At 72.0% G+C, this 21,868-nt stretch carries 14 protein-coding genes; 3 read left to right on the top strand and 11 right to left on the bottom strand.

Features of this window, described 5'->3' with window-relative positions:
• Positions 1-2 precede the first annotated feature (2 nt).
• The 10 genes from AB0I91_RS07385 to AB0I91_RS07340 all read right to left on the bottom strand — a co-directional run bounded on the left by AB0I91_RS07385 (position 3) and on the right by AB0I91_RS07340 (position 16,696).
• Positions 3-2,087: an Hsp70 family protein gene (locus AB0I91_RS07385; protein ID WP_498776704.1), complete on the bottom strand. Its 2,085-nt coding sequence runs from the start codon at positions 2,085-2,087 to the stop codon at positions 3-5.
• Positions 2,088-2,142: 55 nt separating this feature from the next.
• A complete protein-coding gene (locus AB0I91_RS07380) occupies positions 2,143-3,792 on the bottom strand; it encodes an Hsp70 family protein (protein ID WP_498776706.1) in 1,650 nt (549 codons plus the stop codon).
• Positions 3,789-4,370 carry a nucleotide exchange factor GrpE gene (grpE, locus tag AB0I91_RS07375; protein WP_499635775.1) on the bottom strand — a complete coding sequence of 194 codons (582 nt, stop codon included), beginning with the start codon at positions 4,368-4,370 and terminating at the stop codon, positions 3,789-3,791. Before grpE ends, AB0I91_RS07380 begins: the two co-directional genes overlap by 4 nt.
• Positions 4,367-4,789: a hypothetical protein gene (locus AB0I91_RS07370; RefSeq protein ID WP_499635772.1), complete on the bottom strand. Its 423-nt coding sequence runs from the start codon at positions 4,787-4,789 to the stop codon at positions 4,367-4,369. Before AB0I91_RS07370 ends, grpE begins: the two co-directional genes overlap by 4 nt.
• A 55-nt stretch (positions 4,790-4,844) precedes the next feature.
• Positions 4,845-5,414, bottom strand: a complete 570-nt coding sequence (locus AB0I91_RS07365) for a hypothetical protein (protein ID WP_498776712.1) — start codon at positions 5,412-5,414, stop codon at positions 4,845-4,847.
• Positions 5,415-5,444: 30 nt separating this feature from the next.
• A complete protein-coding gene (locus AB0I91_RS07360) occupies positions 5,445-7,016 on the bottom strand; it encodes an OmpH family outer membrane protein (RefSeq protein ID WP_499635769.1) in 1,572 nt (523 codons plus the stop codon).
• Positions 7,017-7,094: 78 nt separating this feature from the next.
• Positions 7,095-10,730, bottom strand: coding sequence for a tetratricopeptide repeat protein (locus tag AB0I91_RS07355; RefSeq protein ID WP_499635766.1), 3,636 nt, complete (start codon positions 10,728-10,730; stop codon positions 7,095-7,097).
• A 507-nt stretch (positions 10,731-11,237) separates the two neighbouring features.
• On the bottom strand, positions 11,238-13,976 hold the full coding sequence (locus AB0I91_RS07350) for a PKD domain-containing protein (protein ID WP_499635763.1): 2,739 nt from the start codon (positions 13,974-13,976) through the stop codon (positions 11,238-11,240).
• A gap of 161 nt (positions 13,977-14,137) precedes the next feature.
• Positions 14,138-15,847: an IlvD/Edd family dehydratase gene (locus AB0I91_RS07345; protein WP_498776720.1), complete on the bottom strand. Its 1,710-nt coding sequence runs from the start codon at positions 15,845-15,847 to the stop codon at positions 14,138-14,140.
• A gap of 207 nt (positions 15,848-16,054) precedes the next feature.
• Entirely contained in the window at positions 16,055-16,696 is a 642-nt protein-coding gene (locus AB0I91_RS07340; protein WP_498776722.1) for a response regulator, read from the bottom strand.
• A 116-nt stretch (positions 16,697-16,812) separates the two neighbouring features.
• On the opposite strand from AB0I91_RS07340, the gene AB0I91_RS07335 reads away from it, so the two are divergent.
• Positions 16,813-19,737 (top strand): AfsR/SARP family transcriptional regulator, encoded by a 2,925-nt coding sequence (locus AB0I91_RS07335; RefSeq protein ID WP_499614811.1) that lies wholly within the window; start codon positions 16,813-16,815, stop codon positions 19,735-19,737.
• 46 nt (positions 19,738-19,783) lie between these two features.
• On the opposite strand, the gene AB0I91_RS07330 is transcribed toward AB0I91_RS07335, so the two are convergent.
• Positions 19,784-19,960, bottom strand: a complete 177-nt coding sequence (locus AB0I91_RS07330) for a hypothetical protein (protein ID WP_499614808.1) — start codon at positions 19,958-19,960, stop codon at positions 19,784-19,786.
• Between the two features lie 508 nt (positions 19,961-20,468).
• Between AB0I91_RS07330 and AB0I91_RS07325 the strand changes: the two genes are divergently transcribed.
• Both AB0I91_RS07325 and AB0I91_RS07320 read left to right on the top strand, forming a co-directional pair.
• A complete protein-coding gene (locus tag AB0I91_RS07325) occupies positions 20,469-21,584 on the top strand; it encodes a phytanoyl-CoA dioxygenase family protein (protein ID WP_499614806.1) in 1,116 nt (371 codons plus the stop codon).
• A gap of 129 nt (positions 21,585-21,713) precedes the next feature.
• On the top strand, positions 21,714-21,863 hold the full coding sequence (locus AB0I91_RS07320) for a hypothetical protein (protein ID WP_498776730.1): 150 nt from the start codon (positions 21,714-21,716) through the stop codon (positions 21,861-21,863).
• Positions 21,864-21,868 lie beyond the last annotated feature (5 nt).

The raw sequence follows: 21,868 nt of genomic DNA, 5'->3' as shown, positions 1-21,868 counted from the left end.
GCTCACCCGGCACCGGAGAGCCGGTAGTCCGACGAGCCGCTCTCGGTGATCTCACGGGCGATCGTGCCGAACACGGAGGACAGCTTCCCCAGGTCGGTGAACAGGGCCTGCTCGGTCGAGGACGCGATCTTCCGGAGGAACTTCTCGTCGGCCGACCCGAAGCCGACCGCGATGATCTCGATGCCGTCGCGGTGGCACTCGTGCGCCCGTTGGACGGCTCCGCTCTGGTTGTACCAGACGCCGTCCGCGAGGACGACGCCGAACCTGCGACCCTCGACACCGGAGAGCAACTGGCGCAGCTCCCGGAACGGGTCGGTCGCGTTGCCGACCCCGGTGCTGCCGACGGTGAGCCGCCCGATCGCGCGCTCGACGTCGGCGGCGTTGTGGGTGGCGGGCAGGCTGACGGCGACCCGGTCGGAGAACGAGACGATGCCGACCTCCGTGCTCGTCAGGTCGAGCTGCACCAGGAACGCCCGCGCGGCCTCCTGCGCGGCGGCCAGCGGCCGGCCGGCCATGCTGCCGGAGAGGTCGAACGCGAGGTAGATCGTCAGGGGCTCGCGGACGGTGGTGCGCACGGGTGGTTCCAAGAAGCGCTGCGGCACGTCCTCCGGCAGGTCGGCGACCTCGACGTGCAGCGCGGCGCCGCTGGACCGGTCGGTCGCGGTCACCCCGACCATGGCGTTGTCGTCGTAGGCGTAGGCGATGTCGACCACCGTCCGGCCCCGGGATCCCGCCGGGAAGCCGGTGACCAGGTACCGGCCGAGGTAGGCGCAGGGCGCCGGGTCGTCCGTCTCGCCCTGGGTCAGGAAGACCTCGAGGAGGTCGGCGCCGTCGCCCTTGACGTGGAACTGGTACGGGCGCGTCTCCACGCACGGGATCGTCCGGTTCCTCGGCAGCAGCACGCTGTTGACGTAGCGGTCGCCCGCCGCGTTCTCGGCGATCATGCCGAGGCTGTGCGCGACCGTGCCGACCACCCGCCGCGGCGCGGACAGCCGGAGGATGGGCTCGACCTCGCCCGGGCCGTCGAGCCTCAGCCCGGCCTCCTGCTCGAGCAGGATCGCGGCCTGGGCGGCGGCGCCGAGGGCGACGGCCTGGTCGGGGTGGACGCCGCTCATCGGCGGCTTGCCGGACATGGCCTCGATCCAGTCGCGCACCATCGGCATCCGGGTCGAGCCGCCGACCGGCAGCACGCCGTCGATGTCGGACCAGGCCAGCCCGGTCTCCTCCAGCACCTTCCCGGTCAGCTGCGCGGTCGACTGCAGCAGGTCGCGGCAGGCCGCCTCGAACTCCTCGCGGGTCACCACGCAGCGCAGGGTCCGGTCGCCGACGACCAGCCGGACCTCGGCGGCCCGGCGTGCGGACAGCATCCGCTTGAGGTCCTCCACGGCCACGAGGAGCGGGCCGGGGTGCGCCTCGATCGCGGCCGCGTCCTCGGGGTGCTTGTCGAGGATGATCGTGGCCAGGCGCTCGTCCCAGTCGCGTCCGCCGAGCTCGTGGTCGCCCTCGGTGGACCGCACGGTGATCCCGTCGGCGTCGATGTCGACCAACGAGATGTCGAACGTGCCGCCGCCCAGGTCGTACACCAGCACGCGCCGCGACCGCGGTCCCGGCCGCAGCCCGTAGGCGAGGGCCGCCGCGGTCGGCTCGCTGATGATGCGCGGCACCTCCAGCCCGGCGAGCCGGCCCGCCTCGATCGTGGCCGAGCGCTGGGGATGGGTGAAGTAGTCGGGGACCGTCACCACGGCTCGGGTCACCGGCACGCCCAGCGCGGCCTCGGCCTGCGCCTTCAAGTGGCCGAGCACCAGGGCGGACAGCTCGGTCGGGCTCCACTCCCGACCGCCGAGGGACAACCGGAACGACGCGTTGCCCATCGACCGCTTGAACAGGTGCGCGACCTCGGTCGCGTCGGCGGCCAGGTCGGCCTTGGCCGAGACGCCCACGACCGGGGCGCCGCCGGCGAAGCTCACCACCGACGCGGTGAGCGGCTCGCCGGCCGCGTCGGGGATGATCTCGGGGTCGCCGTCCTGGTTCACCCACGCCACCGCGGAGTACGTGGTGCCGAGGTCGATGCCGACAGCCGGTGTCATCGTGTCCGCCTTCCCCGGTCCGGCGCCCGGACCGTCGCGGTCGTCGACCCGGGCATCAGCTGATGATCCGGATGCTCTTGGCGTGCTCGACCGCGTCGCTCAGCTCCGCGGCGGACAGGGCGCGGTTGGTCTCGATGGTGGCGTTCACCTCCGCACCCCCCGTCGCCTTGTCGCGGCCGGTGATCTGCAGCCGGCCCTGCCCGTTGATGCTGAAGCGCACCTCGACCGGCGAGTTCTCGGGCAGGTCGGCGACGAGCTTCAGCACCGCGCGGCCGACTTCCTCGGCGGTGTCGAAGTCCTCGACGATCCGGTCCCGCACCGTGTTCTCGAAGATGCGCAGCTCCACCTCGCCCATGCCGGCCTGCCGGGTGCCGAAGACGTTCATGGCCTCGGCGGGCAAGGGCTCCTGCGCGCGGACGAGGTTGTAGATGACCGGCTTGTCGTCCTTGGTGAAGGAACGGACGCCGAAGCTGTGGCTCAGCACGTTCTTGACCACCATGCCGTCGAGGTGGCGCACGGTGTCCAGCCGCAGGCCGAGCTCGGACGCGACGAGCTCCTCGGCGGCCTCGCGCGTCGAGGTCCCCTGGCGCGCCGGGTCCTGGTCGAGCTCGGCGGTCACCTCGCGGAGCCGGTCGCCGACGGCCAGCTTCTGCCCGTAGATCGCCGCGCCCTTGGCGACCGCCTGGTCGGGGTCGACCATGGTCACCTCGATGTCGAACTCCTCCTTCAGCCGCTCGGTGACCTGCACCATCCTGGTCGAGCCGCCGACCAGCAGGATGCGGTCGACCTTCGGGTGGCCGAGTTCGCGCGCCGTCTCCATCACCTTCTTGGTGAGCACCACCGTCGTGTCCAGCAGGTCGCGGGTGAGCTCGTCGAACTTCTCCCGGCTCAGGGTGACCGCGAGCTGGTGGTTGTCGTGGACGACCCGCATCCGGGTCTCGCCCTTGGCGCTCAGCGCCCGCTTGCCCATCTCCGCCTGCTGCCAGAGGTCCTGCAGGGTCTCCGGCGAGTCGAGCGGGTCGCTGGTGCTCCCGTGCTGGGCCTGCCACTGCTCGGCGAGGTGCTGGACGACCCGCTCGTCCCAGTTGCGGCCGCCGAGCTCGTGCGCCCCGTCGGTCGCCACCACCGTGATCGCGCCGACCTCGATCTTGATCACGGTCACGTCGAACGTGCCGCCGCCGAGGTCGTAGACGAGGACGACCTGGTCGGTCCGGTCCTGCATGCCGTAGCTGATCGCGGCCGCGGTCGGCTCGTTGATGATCTCCAGGACGTCCAGCCCGGCGATCCGCCCGGCGTTCGCGGTCGCGTCCCGCTGGACCACGCCGAAGTAGGCCGGGCACGTGATGACGACCTTGTGCGGCCGGACGGTGTCGTGCCGTTCCGCGTCGTCGACGACCTTGCGGAGAATGTAGGAGGAGATCTCCTCCGGGGAGTACTCCCGGCCGAAGAACTCCCGCCGCCACTCGCCGTGGCCGATCTGCCGCTTGATCATCTCGACCACGCGGCCCGCGTCGAGCATCGCGGTGCTCTTCGCCTCCCGGCCGACCACCCGCGTGTCCGCGTCCTCGAACAGGACCACCGAGGGCGTGGTGAGGTCGCCCTCGGCGTTCGGGGTGATCATGGGACGGCCGGAGAGCGGGTCGACGTGCGCGATGCACGTGTAGGTCGTCCCGAGGTCGATTCCGTACACGGGTGTTTCGGTCAACTCGGCGCTCCTTCTTCGGTGGTCGTCGGGGTGTCTGCCGGTGGGGCCGGGTCGGTCGACGTGGCGGTGGCGGGCTCGGCCGCGGCGCCCTGGGCCGCGGCGTAGACCTTGACCCATTCCGGCCGCAGCACCTTGTCCTGCCAGGAGAAGCCGGTGCGGGACCGCTCGGCGACGTGCCGGTCGAGGCCGGGGTCCGCGGTCTCGACGACGCTGATGACCTTCTGCCGCGCCCGGTCCACCTCGGGCCCCTCGACGGTGAACGCCTCGACCCCGTTGCGGGCCAGGGTCTGCTCGACGGTCTCCCGGAAGAACAGCAGCGCCTCGACGGTCGCCGGGTCGCGGCCGGGCGACCCGGCCAGCTTGGTGAGGTCGTCGTGCATCGTCACGAGGTCGAGCAGGACCGTCCGCAGCTGGGCCTGGATCAGGCCCTGGCGGTGCGCGGTCAGCTCCTCGCTCATCGCGTCGAAGACCCGCTCCCTGGCCTCGTCGTAGCGGATCTTCGCGTCGAACGTGGTCTGCAGGCGCCGGATCTCCGCCAGCACCACGTCGGTCGCGTCCTGGGCCTCCGGCGAGCTCATCGGGTGATCTGGGTGATCTGGGCGTCGTCGCCGGTGGAGACGACGCTGTCGGTGATCGCCTCGGCCGCCACCGCCCGGTCCCCGGACGCGGTGACGGTGACGCCCGCGCTCTTGAGGACGTCCGAGATCTCGGCGCGCAGCTCCTCGTCCTCGGCGAGGAGCTTGCGGATCTGCAAGCGCAGCGCCCCCTGCCGGTCCGGGTCCTCGATGTCCTCGGCCAGGTCGAGCACGGCCGCTTCCAAGGCGGGCGCGGACTTCTCCTTGCCCAGCAGCCTGCGCAGCAGGGAACCGCCCGTCCGGACGGTCGCGTCGGCGGACTGCTCCTGCAACTTCGTCAGCACCGCGCTGCCGTAGGCGCCAGCTGCGGCGGTCACGTAGGGCACCACGGCGTTCGCCAGCTCGGCGATCTCCGCACTCATGTCGACTACCTCCAACGACGGAATGTGTTGTGTTTTCCCGCGAACGTGCTCACCGTCAGACCTTGAACAGGTAGACGTCCATGCTCAGCGCGTCCGGTGAGCCCAGGCTGATGAACGACCGGTACACGGTCGAGTCGAAGACGAAGCCCTGCGCGCCCAGCTCGCCGAGCACGCCGTTGACCCGGTCGGCGATCGCCAGGCCGCGCGTGACGTTCGCGCCCTGGCTCGACCCGCCGGTGCCGCCGAAGGTCATCACCAGGCCGGCCCGGCGTCCCGCGAGCCGCGGGTCCGCCCGGACGCGGTCGCGCAACCCCTGCGCCGTCCCCGCGTCGCCGCCCAGGAGCGCCGCCGCGTCGATCGGCAGTTCGAGCTTGACCGGGTCGAGTTCGAGCGCGGGCCCGGTGGGCCGGCTCGGCGTGGTGGTGGTCGTCGTGGTCGGTGGCGTGGTGGTGGTCGTGGTCGGTTCGGCCTGGGCGCCCGGGGGCAGCGGCGGCGCGGCGGTCACGGCCACGATGAACGCGAGCGCGAGCGCGAGCATGAGGTCGGCGAAGAGCCAGCCGATGGAGCCGAAGACGGCGTTGCCCGGATCGCGTTCCGCGCGACGCCTACCGGTCGAGGTCCGCACGCCGGTTCACCGCCTCGTTCCTCGGATCGGTCATGCGCCACCGCCTCGCCGGAACCACAGCCGCCGCCACGCGCCCCGCCGGGCGGGGCTCGCCGCCGCCGCGTTCGCCAGCTGGGTGGCCGCGCCCCGCAAGGCGCCCGTGGTCGTCGCCAGCGTGCTCGTGGTCGTCGCCAGCGCGCTCATGGTCTTCGCCAGCTCGCTCGTGGTGACGGACAGCCCGGCGTCGACGTCGGCGATGCGCTTGCCCGCCAGGACGACGTCGCCGGTCAGCGTTTCCAGGTCGCCGCGCATCCGGTCGGCCAGGAGGGTGGCCACCTCGCTCAGCGCGGTGGCCGCGCTCTTGATGTCGGTCGAGTGCTGCGCCACCGTGGCGACCAGGTCGGTCTGCGATCGCTTGATGTGCTCCAGCTGCTGGTCGATCGCCTTCGCGGCCTCGGCGTGCGAGCTGGACGCGGAGGCGATCACCGCGGCCGACCCGGACAGCCCGGTCACCTCGGTGGCCAGCTCGGTCGCGGCGGCCCGGTAGACCTGGTGGTCGGCCCGGTAGTCCTTCAACGACTCGCGGAACCCGTCGAACAACGGCGTCATCTGCTGCTCGACGAGCTGCCGGTTGTCCGTCACCGCCTGCCGCAGGACGAGCAGCGCCTCCTGCGTGGTCCTGGCGATGAACTGGGTGTTGTCCTCCCGGACCGCGCTCAGGGTGTCGCGGACCTCCTTGGCCAGGCCGGCGACCAGCGTCTCGGCTTGCTGCTGGAGCCCGGCCATCTGCTCCTGCGCCCGCTGCTGGAGCCCGGCGACCTGGTCCTGCGCCTGCTGCTGGAGCCTCGCCATCTCCTCCCGCGCGTCCGCGGAGAGCTTGCGGTTCGTCTCGGCGAGGTCCTTGGTCTCGCTGATCGCGGTGGTGATCGTCTCCTGCGTCGTGCGCAGCGCGTCCTGCGTCTTCGCCAGGATCTCCTGCGCCGTCTGCGCCCATTCCCGGGCGGTCACCGGCGGCTGCACGACGTCCTCCGCGATGGCGGCGGCGAGCGCGTCCATCGCGTCGTCCAGCCGGCCGTCGAGGTCGGCCAGCACGCGGCTCGACGTGGTCTCGGCCCGGTGCGCCCGGACCGTCAACCACAGGATCGCCAGGATCAGGACGACGGTGGTGAGCGCCGTCTCGGTGAACGTGAGGATGAACCCGCCGCCGAACCGGGTCTGCCAGAGTGACAGGAACGGTTGCGCCGCCAAGTCCGGGTCGGCGGTGAGCTGCCGCTGGTAGAGGAGGCTGGCCCAGCCGAGGAGGAGCCAGGTGATCACCAGCGGCAGCAGCGCCGTGCCGTTGCGCAGGCTCGTGATCCGGCGGATCTCGTGGTGCTGGAGGTCCTCGAGCTGGTCGAGCCGGTGCTCGCGCTCGACCAGTCGTTCCAGCGCCGGGAAGTCCCGCAGCGCCGCCGCCCGGTTCGCCACGACGAGCCGTTCGGCGTCGTCCCTCGCGCCGCGCTTGCGCAACTCCGCGTGGACCTCCCGCAATCTCTCCGCGGCGGTCTCGCCGTGCGGTCCGAGGCCCGCTACGGCCGAGAACGGCTCGGCGGCCGAGGGCTCCTCAACTGGCTCACCCGTCATGCGGGCTCCTCCTGGGCAGGGTGGGTAAGTCGGTCCTCGTCACGGGCGGGGCCGCGGGACGGGGGATCGTGTCGTGGGTCATGGGCCCCACCGGGGTGGGGTCGGGTCGGGCGGACCGAGGAAGTCGCGCAGGTCGCGGATCGTCACGTGGTCCGGGTCCAGGTTCTTCTGCGCGATGGTCAGCGCGCGTTCGGCCAGTGCGATCGCGTCCGCCTCACGTCCGCGGGCCCGACAACTCGCGGCGAGGTTGAACAGCGGCAGGAGCAGGTCCACGTGGTCGGGGCCGAGCGCCCTCTCGCTGATCTCCAGCGCGCGGGTCTCGACCGGGATGGACGCTCCCGGATCGTCGTCCAGGAAGTGCAGGTTGCCGAGCGTGGTGAGCTCCTGGGCGACGTCGAGCGAATCCGGCCCGGATTCCGCCTCGACGAGGCGCACGACCCGCCGGACCAGCGGGATGGCCCGGCGGTAGTCATCGAGCTCGCGGTAGGTGGTGACGAGTTCGCGCAGCGGGCTCACGAGGTCACGGTGGTCCTCGCCGAACGCGGCCTCCGCGATCTCCAGCGCCCGGCGTCCCGTCACCGCGGCCGCCGCGTAGTCCGCCACGTTGCGCTGGGTGATCGCGAGTTCCTCCAGGCGTGACACCAGTTCGGGGCTGCGGCTGCCGTGCATCGCCTCGGCCACGGTCAACGCGTGCAGCGCCAACGGCAGCGCGTTGTCGTACCGGCTGAGCGCCCGGTAAGTGGCCGCGAGGTTGTCCAGCCGGAGCAGCAGGATCCGCTGGTCGAGCTCAGCGGTCGGGTGGTCGGTGAGCAGGCGCCTGGTGATCTCCAGCGAACGCGTCTCCGCCGCCACGGCCTCCTCGTAGCGGCCGAGCTCGTAGCAGGCGTGGCCGAGGCCGGTGAGGTAGTAGGCGGCGGCGATGTCCTCACCGTGCTCGGTGGTGCTGATGCCCACCGCCCGCCGGTACGACCTCGCGGCCAGGTCGAACTGCTCGGCGTCCTGGTGGGCGTCGGCGACCGCCTCCAGCCACGGCAGGGTCTCCGGGGCGTCCCGGCCGTGCTCGAACTCGACGATCTCCAGCGCGCGCCGCAGCAGCGGCACCGCGTCGCCCGGTCGACCGGTCCTGCTGTAGGTCGTGGCGATCTCGCGCAGTTGCAGGGCCACGTCGGGGTGGTAGGCGTGCAGCACGTTCTGGGTGATCTCCAGCGCCTGCCACCGCGTGCCGACCGCGTCGTCCAGGTTGGCCAGGTCCGCGTGCGCGTCGGCCAGGTCGGACAGCACCCGGGCCAGCCCGAGGTGCCGTTCCCCGTAGGTGTGCCGCATGATCTGCGCCGCCCGGTTGAGCAGCGGCACGGCCTCCTCGGCCCGGCCGAGCTTCTGGTAGCCGGAGGCCAGGCCGCGCAACCGGTGCGCGACGTCGCGGTGGTCGCGGCCGAAGTGGGTCTGGGTGATGACGAGCGCCCGCTTGAGCAGCGGCACCGCCTCGGCCGCGAGCCCGAGTTGCAGGTAGCTGTGCCCCAGGTTGGCCAGCAGCGTGGCGACGTCCGGGTGGTCGGGTCCGCGTCGGGCCTCCAGCAGGTCCAGTGCCTGCCGGTCCAGCCGGGCGGCCTCTTCGGCGCGGTCGAGCTGGCGGTAGGTGTTGGCGATGTCGCCGAGCCGGAACGCCATGTCGGGGTGGTCTTCCCCGACCGACTTCCGGGTGATCTCCAGGGCCTGTTCCTCGAGTTCGAGCTCCTTCTCGTACTCGTTCATCTCGCCGTACACCGAACCGAGCTCGGCGAGGAAGAACGCGAGGTCCGGGTGCTCCGGCCGCAACCGCTCCTTGCTGATCTCGTGGGCGCGCTGGGCCAGTGCCAGCGCCTCGTTGGTCCGACCCAGCTCCCGGTAGCTCGACGACAGGCCGCACATCCGGTACGCCACGAAGATGTGGTCGGAGCCGTACGCGCTCTCCTCGATGGCCAGCGCCTCTTCGAGCAGCGGCACCGCCTCGCGGGTCTGCCCGAGTTCCCGGAAGAAGCCCGCGAGGCTCGCCTTGCACCCGGCGAGGAACGGGTCGGTCGGGCCGAGCCCCGCCTGGGCGATCCGCAGCGCGCGTTCGGCCAGCGGCACCGCTTCCGGGATGCGGCCGAGGTGGCTGTAGCTGGTGGCCAGGTTGTTCAACCTGGTCGCGACGTCGAGGTGGCTCGGCCCGAGGCGCTGGGTCGTGATGGCGAGGGCTCGTTCCTCCAGGCCGATGCTCTCCTCGGCCCGGCCCAACGAGCAGTAGGCCGCGCCGAGGTTGCCGAGCAACGTCGCCATCTCGGGGTCGTCCGGCGCGAGGGTGGCCTCGCCGATGCGCATGGCCAGCGTCGCGAAGCGCTCGGTCGCCGTGTACATCCCCTGCGCCGCGGCGAACAGCCCCGCCTGGTTGAACAACGTGCGCAGAGGCGCGTCCCGGTTGTCACCGCCGATGTCGTCGGCCAGCGCGTGCACGTGCGGTAAGAGGCGCCACCACAGCCGCCAGCCGTCCACGTTCGTGCTCGGGTCCTCCGGGATCTGCCGCTCCAGCAGGTCGATCGCCTCGGTCGCCGCGGGCGCGAGTCCCGAATCCGTGGGCGGCGCGTCCTTCTGACCCACGCGCAGGATCGTCTGGACGAGTCGGTGGATGCTGATGGAGTCGGCGGTCAGGGTGATCATGCTGTAGGACGCGAGGTGCCCGAGGATCCGGTTCGCCGCGAGTTCGTCACCGGCCAGGAGGTTCGTGACCAGGCTGCGCGGAATGTCGTCCGGCCCGAGCCAGGCGAGCACGTTCAGCACGTCGACCGCTTTCGGGACCGGCCCGTCGCGCAGGGCGGCGAGCGTGATGTCCCAGGTTCGGGTGACGGCTTGTTCCTGGCTGATTTCCGGGCTGGTCTCGGCCAGGAGTTCGTACGGCTGCGCGGCGAGCAGGGAAGCGTAGTCGGCGATGGAGACGTGGTGGTACCTGATGTAGGCGCCGGCCTGTTCCAACGCCAGCGGCAGGAACCCGAGCGCCTCGGCGACCGACGCCGCGGCGCGTTCGTCGGACTGTTGGGACCGCTCGCACAGCAGCGTTATCGCGGAAGTGCGGCTGAGCACTCCCAGGCGCACCGGGCGGAGCCCGCGTTTCGTCCAGTCGAGATCTCGACGGGTGGTGACGAGGACGTGGCTCCGGTCCGCGGCGACGAGGAGTTTGTTGATGTCCTCCGGGTTCTCGACGTTGTCGAGGATCAGCAGCCAGTCATCGTGCTCCTGCAACCAGTTCAGCGCCCAGTCGGCCCTGAACTCCAGCGGCGTGCTGCCGAGCACGGGGGCCAGCCTCGACGCCATCGAGGCGAGCGCCGACGTGATGTTCTCCGGCGTGTCCGCGGTGATCCACCAGACGCACGAGTACAGGTCCCGCTGGTGGAACGCGTACTGCAGGGCCAGCTCGCTCTTGCCGACACCGCCCATCCCGGCGACGCTCTGCCCGATGACCCCGTTGCCCGAGGCCATCGCCAAGCCCAGCTCGCCGAGCGACTGGCGGCGTCCGACGAACACGTCCGACGGGCGGCGCGGCAGGTTCCACAACCGATTCGGCGCGATATCGCGGGGCGACGGGACGTTGTTCGGGAGCGTGATGTGGTAGTTCTGCGCATTGTCACCGGACGAGACGATGCTGCCCTGGATCCGCTGCGACGCGATCGAGCGCTCACCCCGGGCAAAAGGATTCGTCACCGATGGATCACTTCCTCCTCGTGCCCAGGAGGTGACCGGACGCCAATCCGCAAGACCGCTCACCCGTCGAATCGCGATACCCGGCCCTCGAACACGCGTGGGCCACCGCTCGTCTCCGCATCACGATGACCGTACCCCCTTGCCGACACCACTCCATCCCGATCGGGTACATGTCGTCGTGCGCCGACCAGTGCGATGAACACTCGGGTTTCCCGACCCGTCCCGACCTCCGGTGATGACGGCTCCTGGATCATCCATCCCCTGAGTCGGCCACTACCCCGGATTTGTTACCCGCCAAAATCGGGGTTCGAGGTCTCGCCGTTTCCGGGTGCGGCGGCTATCGGGCTTGTCCGCAAAACTCGGGGTCGACCACGGTCGTCCGGGAATCGATTGCCCGGCCGGGGAGCGGGTCTTTCGGCATTTCGCCGACGACCACCGTGCCGCCCCGGTGGAGTCGAGGGCGGCGCGGTGGTCGTCACGGCCGGTTGGCCCGGGTCGTGCGGGGCGTCAGTTCTCGTAGAAGTAGCCGGTCACGTCGACCACGAGGTCGACCGTGCCGTCGCTCCCGTTGTGGAACGCCGTCCTCGAGTGCTCGGTGACCGCGAGGTTGTTGGTCACGGCGCCCGAGGTGAAGTTCAGGGTGGCGGCGTCCGGGGGAGTGGGGATCGCACCCGGGAAGTAGGCGGTGAGGTAGCCACCGCGCTGCGGGTTGACGACCTTCGCGTTGAACATCACCGCGCTGGGGACGAAGTTGAACGACGGAGCGTTGTGGTCGAAGGTGTACTCGGTGGTCGATCGTCCCGGCAGCGCGCCGGTGCGACCGCCGACGCCGGTGCGGGTGTCGACCGCGCGGCGCGGTGACAAGGGCAGCAGGAAGCTCCTGCCCCCCGAGGAGAAGTAGCCGACGACGTCGACGACGAGGTCCGTGGTCGCGTTCGGGTGGAACGTGACGTGGCCGTCGGCGCCGATGGGGACGATCACGGAGTTCGTGGCGGTCTGGCCGGCCGCGTAGTTGAGGTTGGAGGTCTGCGGGTTGGCCGTGCCGGTGGGGAAGGCCGTCAGGTGGCCCGACGCGCGCGGGTTGACCACCGTGATGTTGAGCAGGGCCGCGGTCGCGTAGTCGGGCACCGTGCCGTACACGTGGGCGATCCGGTGGCTGAACGACTCGCCGGCGGCGATCGGCCGGGGCGACGTCATCCCGATGCCGGTGCGGGTGTCGAGCAGCCGGGACGGGTAGACGGTGGTGAAGCCCTCGGCCGTCGCGCCCTTGGTGAAGTAGCCGGCGACGTCGGCGATCAGGTCGACGGAGCCCGGGCTGCCGTTGTACAGGTCGACGTGGCCGCCGCCGACCGCGACGGTCGTCAGCCCGGGCACGGTCACGCCGGCCCGGAAGTCCACCACGGACGCGGTGGGCCTGGCCTGCCCGGCCGGGTGGGCGGTGAGGTGCCCGTCGGCCGTCGCGCTGGTGACGGTGAGGTTCACCGTCACCGCCGTCACGTCCGCCGGGATCCCGTGGCGGCCGCCGATCGCGAGCCGCACGGTGCCGTACGGCGCGACCTTCTGGGCCGGGGCGCCGACCCCGCTCCTGGTGTCCAGGAACCGGGTCGGTCCGTGCTTGACGTAACCCGAGCCGAGCGTGGTGAACGTGGTCGACGTCGTCGCGGTGTTGCCGGCGGCGTCGGTGACGGTGGCCCGGACCTGGTACGTGCCGGGGAGGTCGTACCGGTGGCTGCCCGTGCCGCCGACGGTTGCGGTGTCGCCGTCACCGAAGTCGAACTCGGTACTGGCGATGTTCCACGGGTTGTCGCCCGGGTCCACGGTGAAGTGCCCGGTCAGGACGCCCGAGCTGCTCGCGGTCAGGCGGGGGGTCAACGTGCCGCCGGCCGGCACGACCTTGAGCGACCAGGACCGACTCGTGGTCAGGCGGGACTCGCTGGAGGCGGTCACGCGGATGGTGTAGGTGCCGGTCGCGTTGTAGGCGTGCGACGCCGAGCACGGCGACACGGACGTCGTCGTGCCGTCCCCGAAGTCGACCGCGCAGGTGACGGGCGATCCCCACTCGGAGCGGACCGTGCCGCTGAAGTCGACCACACCACCGACCGGCGCCTGCGACGCGGACACCTTCATGGACGTGTCGACGAACCGGTCCTGCTGCTCCTGCGCGCCGCGGTCGAGGTAGGAGACCGCACCCGTCCCCGTGTCGGGAACCCGCGGGTTGTCCACCCTGGGGCCGTTGGCGGCGTCGACCACGCCGGGTGCGTCCGCATTGCCGGAGTCGACGGCGGGCGTGCCCTCGTCCGGGTCCGTCTTCAGGTCGTGCGCGCCCTGCCCGGTGGCGGCGTGCAGCTCGGCGGGGTCGTGGTGGACGACGCCTGCCCACCGGTACACGTTGACCCACAGGTACGCGATGTTGTAGTCGAGCGTGACCCCGGGCGCCGCCGCGCTGTCGACCTCGATCGTGTGCACCGGTCCCCGCGGGCAGTAGCTGCTGACCGAGGAGGACAGCACCTCCGAGATGATGTTGTTCTGGATCGAGGAGCCGGTGGTCGCGCCGGTGATCACGATCCCGCGGTGGCACGAGTCGCGGAAGGTGTTGCCGGCGACGGCGACGGCGTCGACGTTCTCGGCGATCACGCCGAAGTTGCCGAGCTCGGTGATCGTGTTGCCGGTGACCGTGAGGCTGGCGCCGCCGTCGGCGTACACGGCCCGGCCGCGCGTGCCGAAGTTCGTGCGGCTGACCGTGACCGCGGTGGACCCGCCCGTGACGCGCACCGCGTGGGCGCCGCCGTAGGGGTTCGCGTCCGGGCGCAGCGAGCCGCGGTCGAGCGTGACTCGGGCAGCGCCGTCGATCAGGACGGCGTCGACGACCGTGGCGCCGTGGATGGTCATGCCGCGCAGCGTCACGTCGTGCGCGCCGCGCACGGTGATCGTCGGCGTGGTGCCGCCCGCCGGACGCCGCACGGCCCCGCCCTGGAACACGATCGGCGCGTCGGCGGTCCCGGACCGGGTGATCGTCACGCTCTCGTCCTGCGTGCCGGTGATGTCGACGACCTGGCCGGGCTCGACCACGTCGGCCGCCGCCTGCACCGTGCAGAACGGCGTGGCCGCGCTGCCGTCACCGCTGTCGCTGCACGTCGCGACGTCGTTCACGTACAGCGTCGTGGCCGCGGCCTGCGCCGCCGGTGTCGTCACCACCCCGGCGAGGACCACGAATGCCGCTGCTGCGGCGATGTTCGGCAAGCGCACGGTGTCTCCTCGGAACGCGCGACGGGCGGTGCGGTAGTTCTACCGCGAAACCGCCGCCGAGGATGACGAGTTGACCGAACGGGCCGCCGCCCGTCCCGCTCGCCGGTGCGACAGGGGGATCGGGCGCGGTCGGCCGGCGATCACGGCGGCCGACGTCGTGCTCAGTGCGACTCGCGGCTGACCTCCGAGCCGCTGGAGCCGAGGAGGAAGTCGAGGTCCGCGCCGGTGTCGGCTTGCAGGACGTGGTCGACGTAGAGCCGTTCCCAACCGCGGCGGGGGTTGGCGAACCCGGCGACGGTCGCCGCGTTCGGCGTGCGGGCGGCGAGCTCGTCGTCGGACACCTCGACGTCGATGCGGCGGGCCTCGACGTCCAGGCTGATCACGTCGCCGGTGCGCACGAGGGCGAGCGGTCCGCCCGCGGCGGCCTCGGGGGCGACGTGGAGGACGACGGTGCCGTAGGCGGTGCCGGACATGCGGCCGTCGCAGACGCGGACCATGTCGCGCACGCCCTGCTCCAGCAACTTCTTGGGCAGCGGCATGTTGGAGACCTCCGGCATGCCGGGGTAGCCCTTGGGCCCGCAGCCGCGCAGCACGAGCACGGAGTCGGCGGTCACGTCGAGGTCGGGGTCGTCGATGCGGGCGTGGAAGTCCTCGACGGAGTCGAACACGACGGCCGGGCCCCGGTGCCGGAGCAGGTGGGGCGAGGCGGCGGCGGGCTTGACGAGCGCGCCGCGCGGGGCGAGGTTGCCGCGCAGCACGGCGATGCCGCCGTGCTCGACCAGCGGCGTCGCCCGGGTGCGGATGACCTCGGGGTCCCAGATCGGCGCGTCGTCCAGGTAGTCCACCAGCGGTCGGCCGGTGACCGTGAGCGCGTCGGGGTCGAGCAGGTCGCGGACCTCGCGCAGCACGGCGAGCAGGCCGCCGGCGCGGTGGAAGTCGTCCATCAGGAACCGACCGGCGGGCAGCAGGTCGACCAGCACCGGCACGTCGGAGCCGATCCGGTCGAAGTCGTCCAGCGCCAGGTCGATCCCGAGGCGGCCGGCGATGGCCAGCAGGTGGACCACGGCGTTGGTCGAGCCGCCGATCGCGGCCAGGGCGACGATGGCGTTGTGGAAGGACGCCTTGGTGAGCAGGGCACCGGGCCGCCGGTCGGCGGTGACCAGCTCCACGGCCAGCCGGCCGGTGGCGTGGGCGGCTTCCAGCAGTCGGCTGTCCGGGGCCGGGGTGCCCGCCACGCCGGGGATCACGGCGCCCAGGGCTTCGGCGACCAGCGCCATGGTGGAGGCGGTGCCCATGGTGTTGCAGTGGCCCCGGCTGCGGATCATCGCCGACTCCGACCGGATGAACTGCTCGTTGGACAGCGAGCCCGCGCGGACCTCCTCCGACAGCCGCCACACGTCGGTGCCGCACCCCAGCGGGACGCCGCGGAACGTGCCGGTCAGCATCGGCCCGCCGGGCACGACCACGGCGGGCAGGTCGACCGAGGCGGCGGCCATGAGCAGCGACGGGATGGTCTTGTCGCAACCGCCGAGCAGCACCACGCCGTCGATCGGGTTGGCCCGGAGCATCTCCTCGGTGGCCATCGCGGCCATGTTGCGCCACAGCATCGCGGTGGGGCGGACCTGCGTCTCGCCCAGCGACACCACGGGCAGCTCCAGCGGGATGCCACCGGCCTCGTAGATGCCGTTGCGCACCGACGCCGCGACCTCCGTCAGGTGCGCGTTGCACGGCGTCAGGTCCGAGGCGGTGTTGGCGATGGCGATCTGCGGGCGGTCGAACGCGTCGTCCGGCACGCCGCGGCGCATCCAGGCGCGGTGGATGTAGGCGTTGCGATGATCTCCCGCGTACCACTGGGCGCTCCGGAGCGTCACGTGCGACCGCCTTCCGACTACCGGCGCGATGGCCTGATCCGTGGAATGCGATGAACCCTACCCGCTGCGGGCACCGGCAGGGCCAGGTGAAATCCGGCCCGGTCCACCCGCGCGGCGCCGGCCGGCGGTGACCACTGTCCACTTCGGACAGTGAGGTGCGCTCCGCCGACCTGCGCCTCGACGTCTCCCGGCGCAGCGGTGCGTGCCTCAAGCGGTGAGCTCGTCGATGGAGATCAAGCCGTCGTCGAGCACCCTGGTCACCAGGTCGCTCTTGGTGCGCGCGTGGCGGCCCGCGTTCGCGTACTTCGTCCGCACCCGCTGGATGTAGGTGTCCACGGTCTTCACGCTGAGGTAGAGCCGGGCCGCCACCAGCTGCTTGGACGGCGAGGCGAACCAGGCGCGCAGCACCTCCAGCTCACGGGGTGTGAGCTTCGGCCGCGTGGCGGAGTCGGCCGGCGCCGCGCCGCTCGTCGCCGGGCTCAGGTAGGTCCGGCCCGCTGCGGCGGCCCGGATCGCGGGCACGAGGCGGTCCGCGCCCTCGCACTTGGGCACGTACGCGTGCACACCGAGGGCCATGCACCGCTCGGCGGCTCCGCGGTCCACGTGCTGCGCGTACACGACCACCCGCCGGCCGACCTCGACGAGCCGCCGCAGCGCGGTGGCCCCCTGGCTGCCGGGCGCCTCGACGTCGAGGATCACCACGTCGGCCGCCGCGCCCGGCCCGGTCCACGCCCCGGCGAGGCTGCCGCCCGTGTCGAGCAGCTCGATCGGTGGATCCGCCTGCGCACACCACTGCCCGACACCCGCGACGATCGCCGCGTGGTCGTCGACGATTACCGCCGTCGTCACCGCTCCCCCTCGCCGTCACCCCGCCCTGACGGTGAGCTTGTCGGGTCGACCTCTCCGATCGATATCGGTTGATCATGAACGACCACTATCCTGTGGTCGGCGGCTTGGGGGGCGCGATGGAGTTTCGTCTACTCGGACCGCTCGAGGTCGTCGACGGCGGGACGACGGTGCGAGTGGGCGGTCTGCGGCAGCGGACGCTGCTGGGTGTCCTGCTGCTGCACCGCGGCCGGGTGGTCCCGCTGGAACGGCTGGTGGACGCGGTGTGGGACACCGATCCGCCGTCGTCGGCCCGGGACCAGGTCCGCAACAGCGTGTGGGCGCTGCGCAAGGCGCTCGGCGACGCGCCGGGCCGGGTCGTGGTCACCGAGGACGCCGGCTACCGGCTGGACACCGACGGGCACGTCGTGGACGCGGACCGGTTCGAGGCAGGCGTGCGCGCGGCCAGGTCCGGGGCCGAACGGGGCAACCTCGAGCAGGCGAGCGCGGTGCTGCGCACGGCACTGGACCTGTGGCGCGGGCCCGTGCTGGCCGGCCTGCGCGCCGGGCTGGTGCGCGACCTGGCGACCGGGCTGGACGAGCGACGGCTCCTCGCGCTGGAGGAACGCCTGGAGCTCGACCTGGCCCTGGGCCGACACGGCGAGCTGGTCGGCGAGCTCACCGAGCTCGTCGCCGAGCACCCCGGGCGGATGCGGGTCGTCGGCCAGCTGATGCGCGCCCTGCACGGCGCGGGCCGTTCCGCCGACGCGCTGACCGCCTACCAACGGGCCAAGCGGCACCTCGCCGACGAGCTCGGCCTCGACCCGCCCGCCGAGCTGCGGGAGCTGGAGGCCGCCATCCTGCGGGACGACCCGGAGCCGGTCCCGCCGCGCCCGGGGCTCCGGGCCGCCGACGTGCCGCCGCGTGGCCGCGCCGTGCCCAGGACGCTGCCGTACGACGTGCCGGACTTCACCGGCCGACCCGCCGAGCTGCAACGGCTGCTCGGCCTGGGCGCGGCGGCGCGGACGGTGGTGATCTCGACCGTCGAGGGCATGGCCGGCGTGGGGAAGACCGCGCTGGCCGTGCACGCCGCGCACGCGCTCGCCGACCGGTTCCCCGACGGCCAGCTCTTCGTCGACCTGAACGGCTTCACCCCCGACCGGGTCCCGACCAGCCCCGAGGACGCCCTGGCGGTGCTGCTGAGCACGCTGGGCGTGCCCCGCGACCGGATACCGTCCTCCGTCGACGAGCGGGTCGCGATGTGGCGCACCGAGGTCGCGGACCGGCGGCTGCTCCTGGTCCTCGACAACGCCGCTGACGCCAAGCAGGTCGCGCCGCTGATCCCCGGCAGCCCCGGTTGCCTGGTGCTCGTCACGAGCCGCCGCCGGTTGACCAACCTCGACGGCAGCATCCCCGTCGAGCTGGACGTGCTGCCGGAGGAGGAGGCGGTGGCCCTGGTCGTCGCCATCCTGGGCGCGGCGCGGGTCGACGACGAACCGGAGGCCGTCGCGGAGCTGGTCGGGCTGTGCGGGCGCCTGCCGCTCGCGATCCGCATCGTCTCGGCCCACCTGCAACGTCGCCCGCGGTGGACCATCCGGTCCCTGACCGAGCGGATGGCCGGCGAGAAGCGCAGGCTCACCGCGCTCGCCGCGGCCGCCGACCACGGGGTGACGACCGCGTTCGCGCTGTCGTACCGGGCGCTGGCCCCGGACCACCGACGGGTGTTCCGGCTGCTCGGGCTGCACCCCGGTGCGGACATCGACTCGTACGCGGTCGCCGCGCTGGCGGGCCTCGACGTCGACGTGGCCGACGCCGTGCTGGAGCAGCTCGCCGACGAGTACCTGCTCCAGCAGTCCAGCCCCGGTCGCTACACGTTCCACGACCTCCTCCGCGCACACGCCCGCGCGTGCGCGGAGGACGAAGAGCCGGCGGCGGCCCGGCACGAGGCGCTCACCCGGCTCTTCGACCACTTCCGCCACACCGCCGCGGAGGCGGTGAACCTGCTCGACCCGCACGACCGGGACCGCAGGCCGCGCACCGAGGACCCCGGCGCCGCTCCGTTGCCGTTCGGGCACGACGTCGCGGCGGCCCGCCGTTGGCTCGACCGGGAGACCCCGAACCTGCTGTCCGTCGCCGCCCAGGACGACCGGCCCGCCCACACCTGCGACCTGTCCCTGATCCTCTGGCGCCACCTCGAACAACAAGCGCGGCACCGGGAAGCCGAGGCACTGCACACCCACGCCGTCGCCTCCGCACGTGCCGCGGCCGACCCTCTCGCCGAGGCGGGCGCCACCCGCAACCTCGGCCGCACCCAGTGGTACCTGGGCGACCTCTCACGCGCGGCGCAGCTGTTCGAACGTGCACTGGCCCTGTTCGACCACGTCGAGAACCCGCTGCTCACCGTGACCGTGCTCAACGACCTGGCGACCACCGTGTTCCAGCTGGGGCGGCACGACGAGGCGATCGAGCACTGCGAGCGCGCGCTGGCCATCTGCGCGGGCACCGACGACCCCACGGGCGAGATGCAAGTGCTGATGACCCTGGGCAACGGCGAATCACTGCGGGGCGACGACGAGGCGTCGAGCCGCTACCTCCACCAGGCGCTGCGGCTCGCCCACGCCGTCGGCAACCGGAACATCGAGGCCCGTGCCCGGCTGAACATCGGTGACATGTACGCGGGCACGGGCTTTCCCGACGTGGCGAAGACCTACCTCGAACACGCGTTGGAGCTGTACCGGGAGATCGGCAACCGCGAGGGCGAAGCGGTCGCCCTGGCCAACCTCGGCAGCGTCCACACGCGGCTCGGGGACGAGCGACGGGCGACGGCGTACCTCGACCAGGCGCTGACCTTCTTCCAGCAGAACGGCGACCGGCGCTGGCAGAGCGAGACGCTGCGGGAGATCGGCACCCTGCACGCGCGAGCGGGGCGGCACGAGCAGGCCGACCGGTACTACGGCGAAGCCCTGGACCTCGTGCGGCGGATCGGCAACCGGTCCGCGGAGGCGGACATCCTCGACCGCCTGCGCGAGAACGCCCTCGCCCGCAGCGCCAGGGCGACCGAGTGAGGCGCCACCGCCGGCCGCCGTCCAAGGGCTCAGGACGTCGCGACCGTCACCACCACGGGAAGCCCCACTTCCGGCCCTGAGTCCCCATTTCGGCTTCCCCCGCCCAGTCGACACCCGCCTGCGACACCTCGGTCACGACGTCCGTGCCACCGCCCGACACCTCGCTGTCGTAGCCCAGCGCGAGCGCCGGCGACGCCGCGCCGAACGCCATCGCCGCAGCCATGACCGCAACCACCACTGTTCGGTTCCGCACCTTCATCCGAATCCTCCCTACCAGTCCGTGCCCGCCGGTCAAGGCGAGACGCTCGACCTCGGTTCGCAGACTACGAACGTCGGCGCCGACCCGCTGTCAGGCGAACACCTGACACGTGCCGCCACGTCGGTGTGCCACGTGGGCGCGAGCGTGTGCCACGCGCACGCCGAACGTGTGGGTGGCCGGTGGCCGGTGGCCGGGATCGACGCCGTCCCAACGGATCCGTCGGCCGGCGAGGGAGGTTTGTCGGGCGTTCGCCTGACAATCCGGCCAGTGGCGGGCCTTTAGCGTGACGATCAGTCGCACGCACCATGTGAATGTTCGCCGGAATAACGCAACGCACCTCTGGTCCTTCGTCGCAGCGATGAAGTCGGACACCTCCAACCACACCGTGGCGGTCGTCGGTCACCGGAAACGCGTCGATCGCCCGCGGTCAAGCGCGGACGGACCGGAAATTGCCTGCCGGAAGGGTTGTTACATGACGACAGCACCAGTGAGGCAGCCGTCGGGACTCCCGCGTGGTCTGACCGCGGAAGCGCCGCTGCGCGATCTCACGGAAGACGAGATCGCCACTTTCGAGCGGGACGGCGTCATCCTCGCGAAAGGGCTCTTCCAGGACTCGTGGGTCGCGCACGTCGGCGACGCGATCGACCGGATGATCGAGCACCCCACGCCGTACGGCGAGCTGCTCTCCCGCGGCAAGGGTTTGTACACGGACCTGTTCATGTGGAAGTACAGCGAGGCGTTCCGCGATTTCGCCTACTACTCACCGGCGGCACGCATCGCCGCGCAGGCGGCGCGGTCGAGCCGGATCAACTTCCTCGTCGACCAGATGTTCAAGAAGGACCCGGGGTGTGACATCCCGACGAGCTGGCACACCGATTCCATCGCGTGGCCGGTGGCCGGCGAGAAGCTGGTCAACATCTGGCTGGCCTGCGACCACGCCACCACGGAGAACAGCGCCATCCAGTTCATCCGGGGGTCGCACCGGTGGCCGACGGCGCGGTCGGCGCGCGCGTCCGGCGAGCTCGACGACGCCCGCGTCGCCGAGGCGCTGGCCAAGCTGGGGTGGAAGCCGACCGAGCCGATGACGTTGGACGGGCTCGAAGAGCCGTTGACCGTGCCGGCGGTGACCCGGGCCGCGTTCCGCGGCGTGCACCGGCGCGTCGAGGAGGAGATGACGCACGCGCCGCTGCCGGGCGGGCTCCGCGGGCTGGTGGAGATCGAGCCGAACCGGGACCGGCTCCCGATCGTGGGCTGGGACGTCGAGCCCGGTGACGCCCTGATCTTCCACCTGGGGATCCTGCACTACTCCACGGGGACGAGCGGCACGGGCGGCGCGCGTCGCGCCCTCGCCACGCGCTGGCTGGGCGACGACGTCCGGTACGCGCCGACGACCGGGTCCCTCCCGACCTTCTGGGAGCACGGGCTGCGGCCGGGTGACCGGTTCGGCGGCCCCCTGCACCCGCAGATCCTGCCCGAGGTCGTGCCCGGTGAGGGCGACGCGCGCTTCCGGCAGGTCGAGGAGGCCGACCCGCACATCGGGTTGGCGGACTTGAAGGTCCGCCTCGCCCTGGAGGAAAGCGCCTCCTGAGCCGGATTCCGGTCCGAGCCGGGTTCCGGTCCGCCGCGCCCGCGAGAGGCGCACCACGAACGCCGGCGTCGTGAGCCAGCCGACGGCGCCGGGGAATGGAACGCACGACCACGCCGGAATGGAGGATCGATGAACAACGACGAAGTCACCGCGGTGAAGTCCGCGACCGCGACGGCGAACGAGCCGAGCACGCCGTTCGCGTTGGAGTCGCACGAGGAGCAGCTCCTCGAGGAATTCGGGACGCTGCTGTCGGCTGAGTACAACTACCAGATGGTGTAGCCGCA

Origin of the sequence: Actinosynnema sp. NPDC049800, from assembly GCF_040656635.1 — a bacterium.
Lineage (GTDB): Bacteria > Actinomycetota > Actinomycetes > Mycobacteriales > Pseudonocardiaceae > Actinosynnema.
This window is presented reverse-complemented; position numbering and strand designations above follow the sequence as displayed.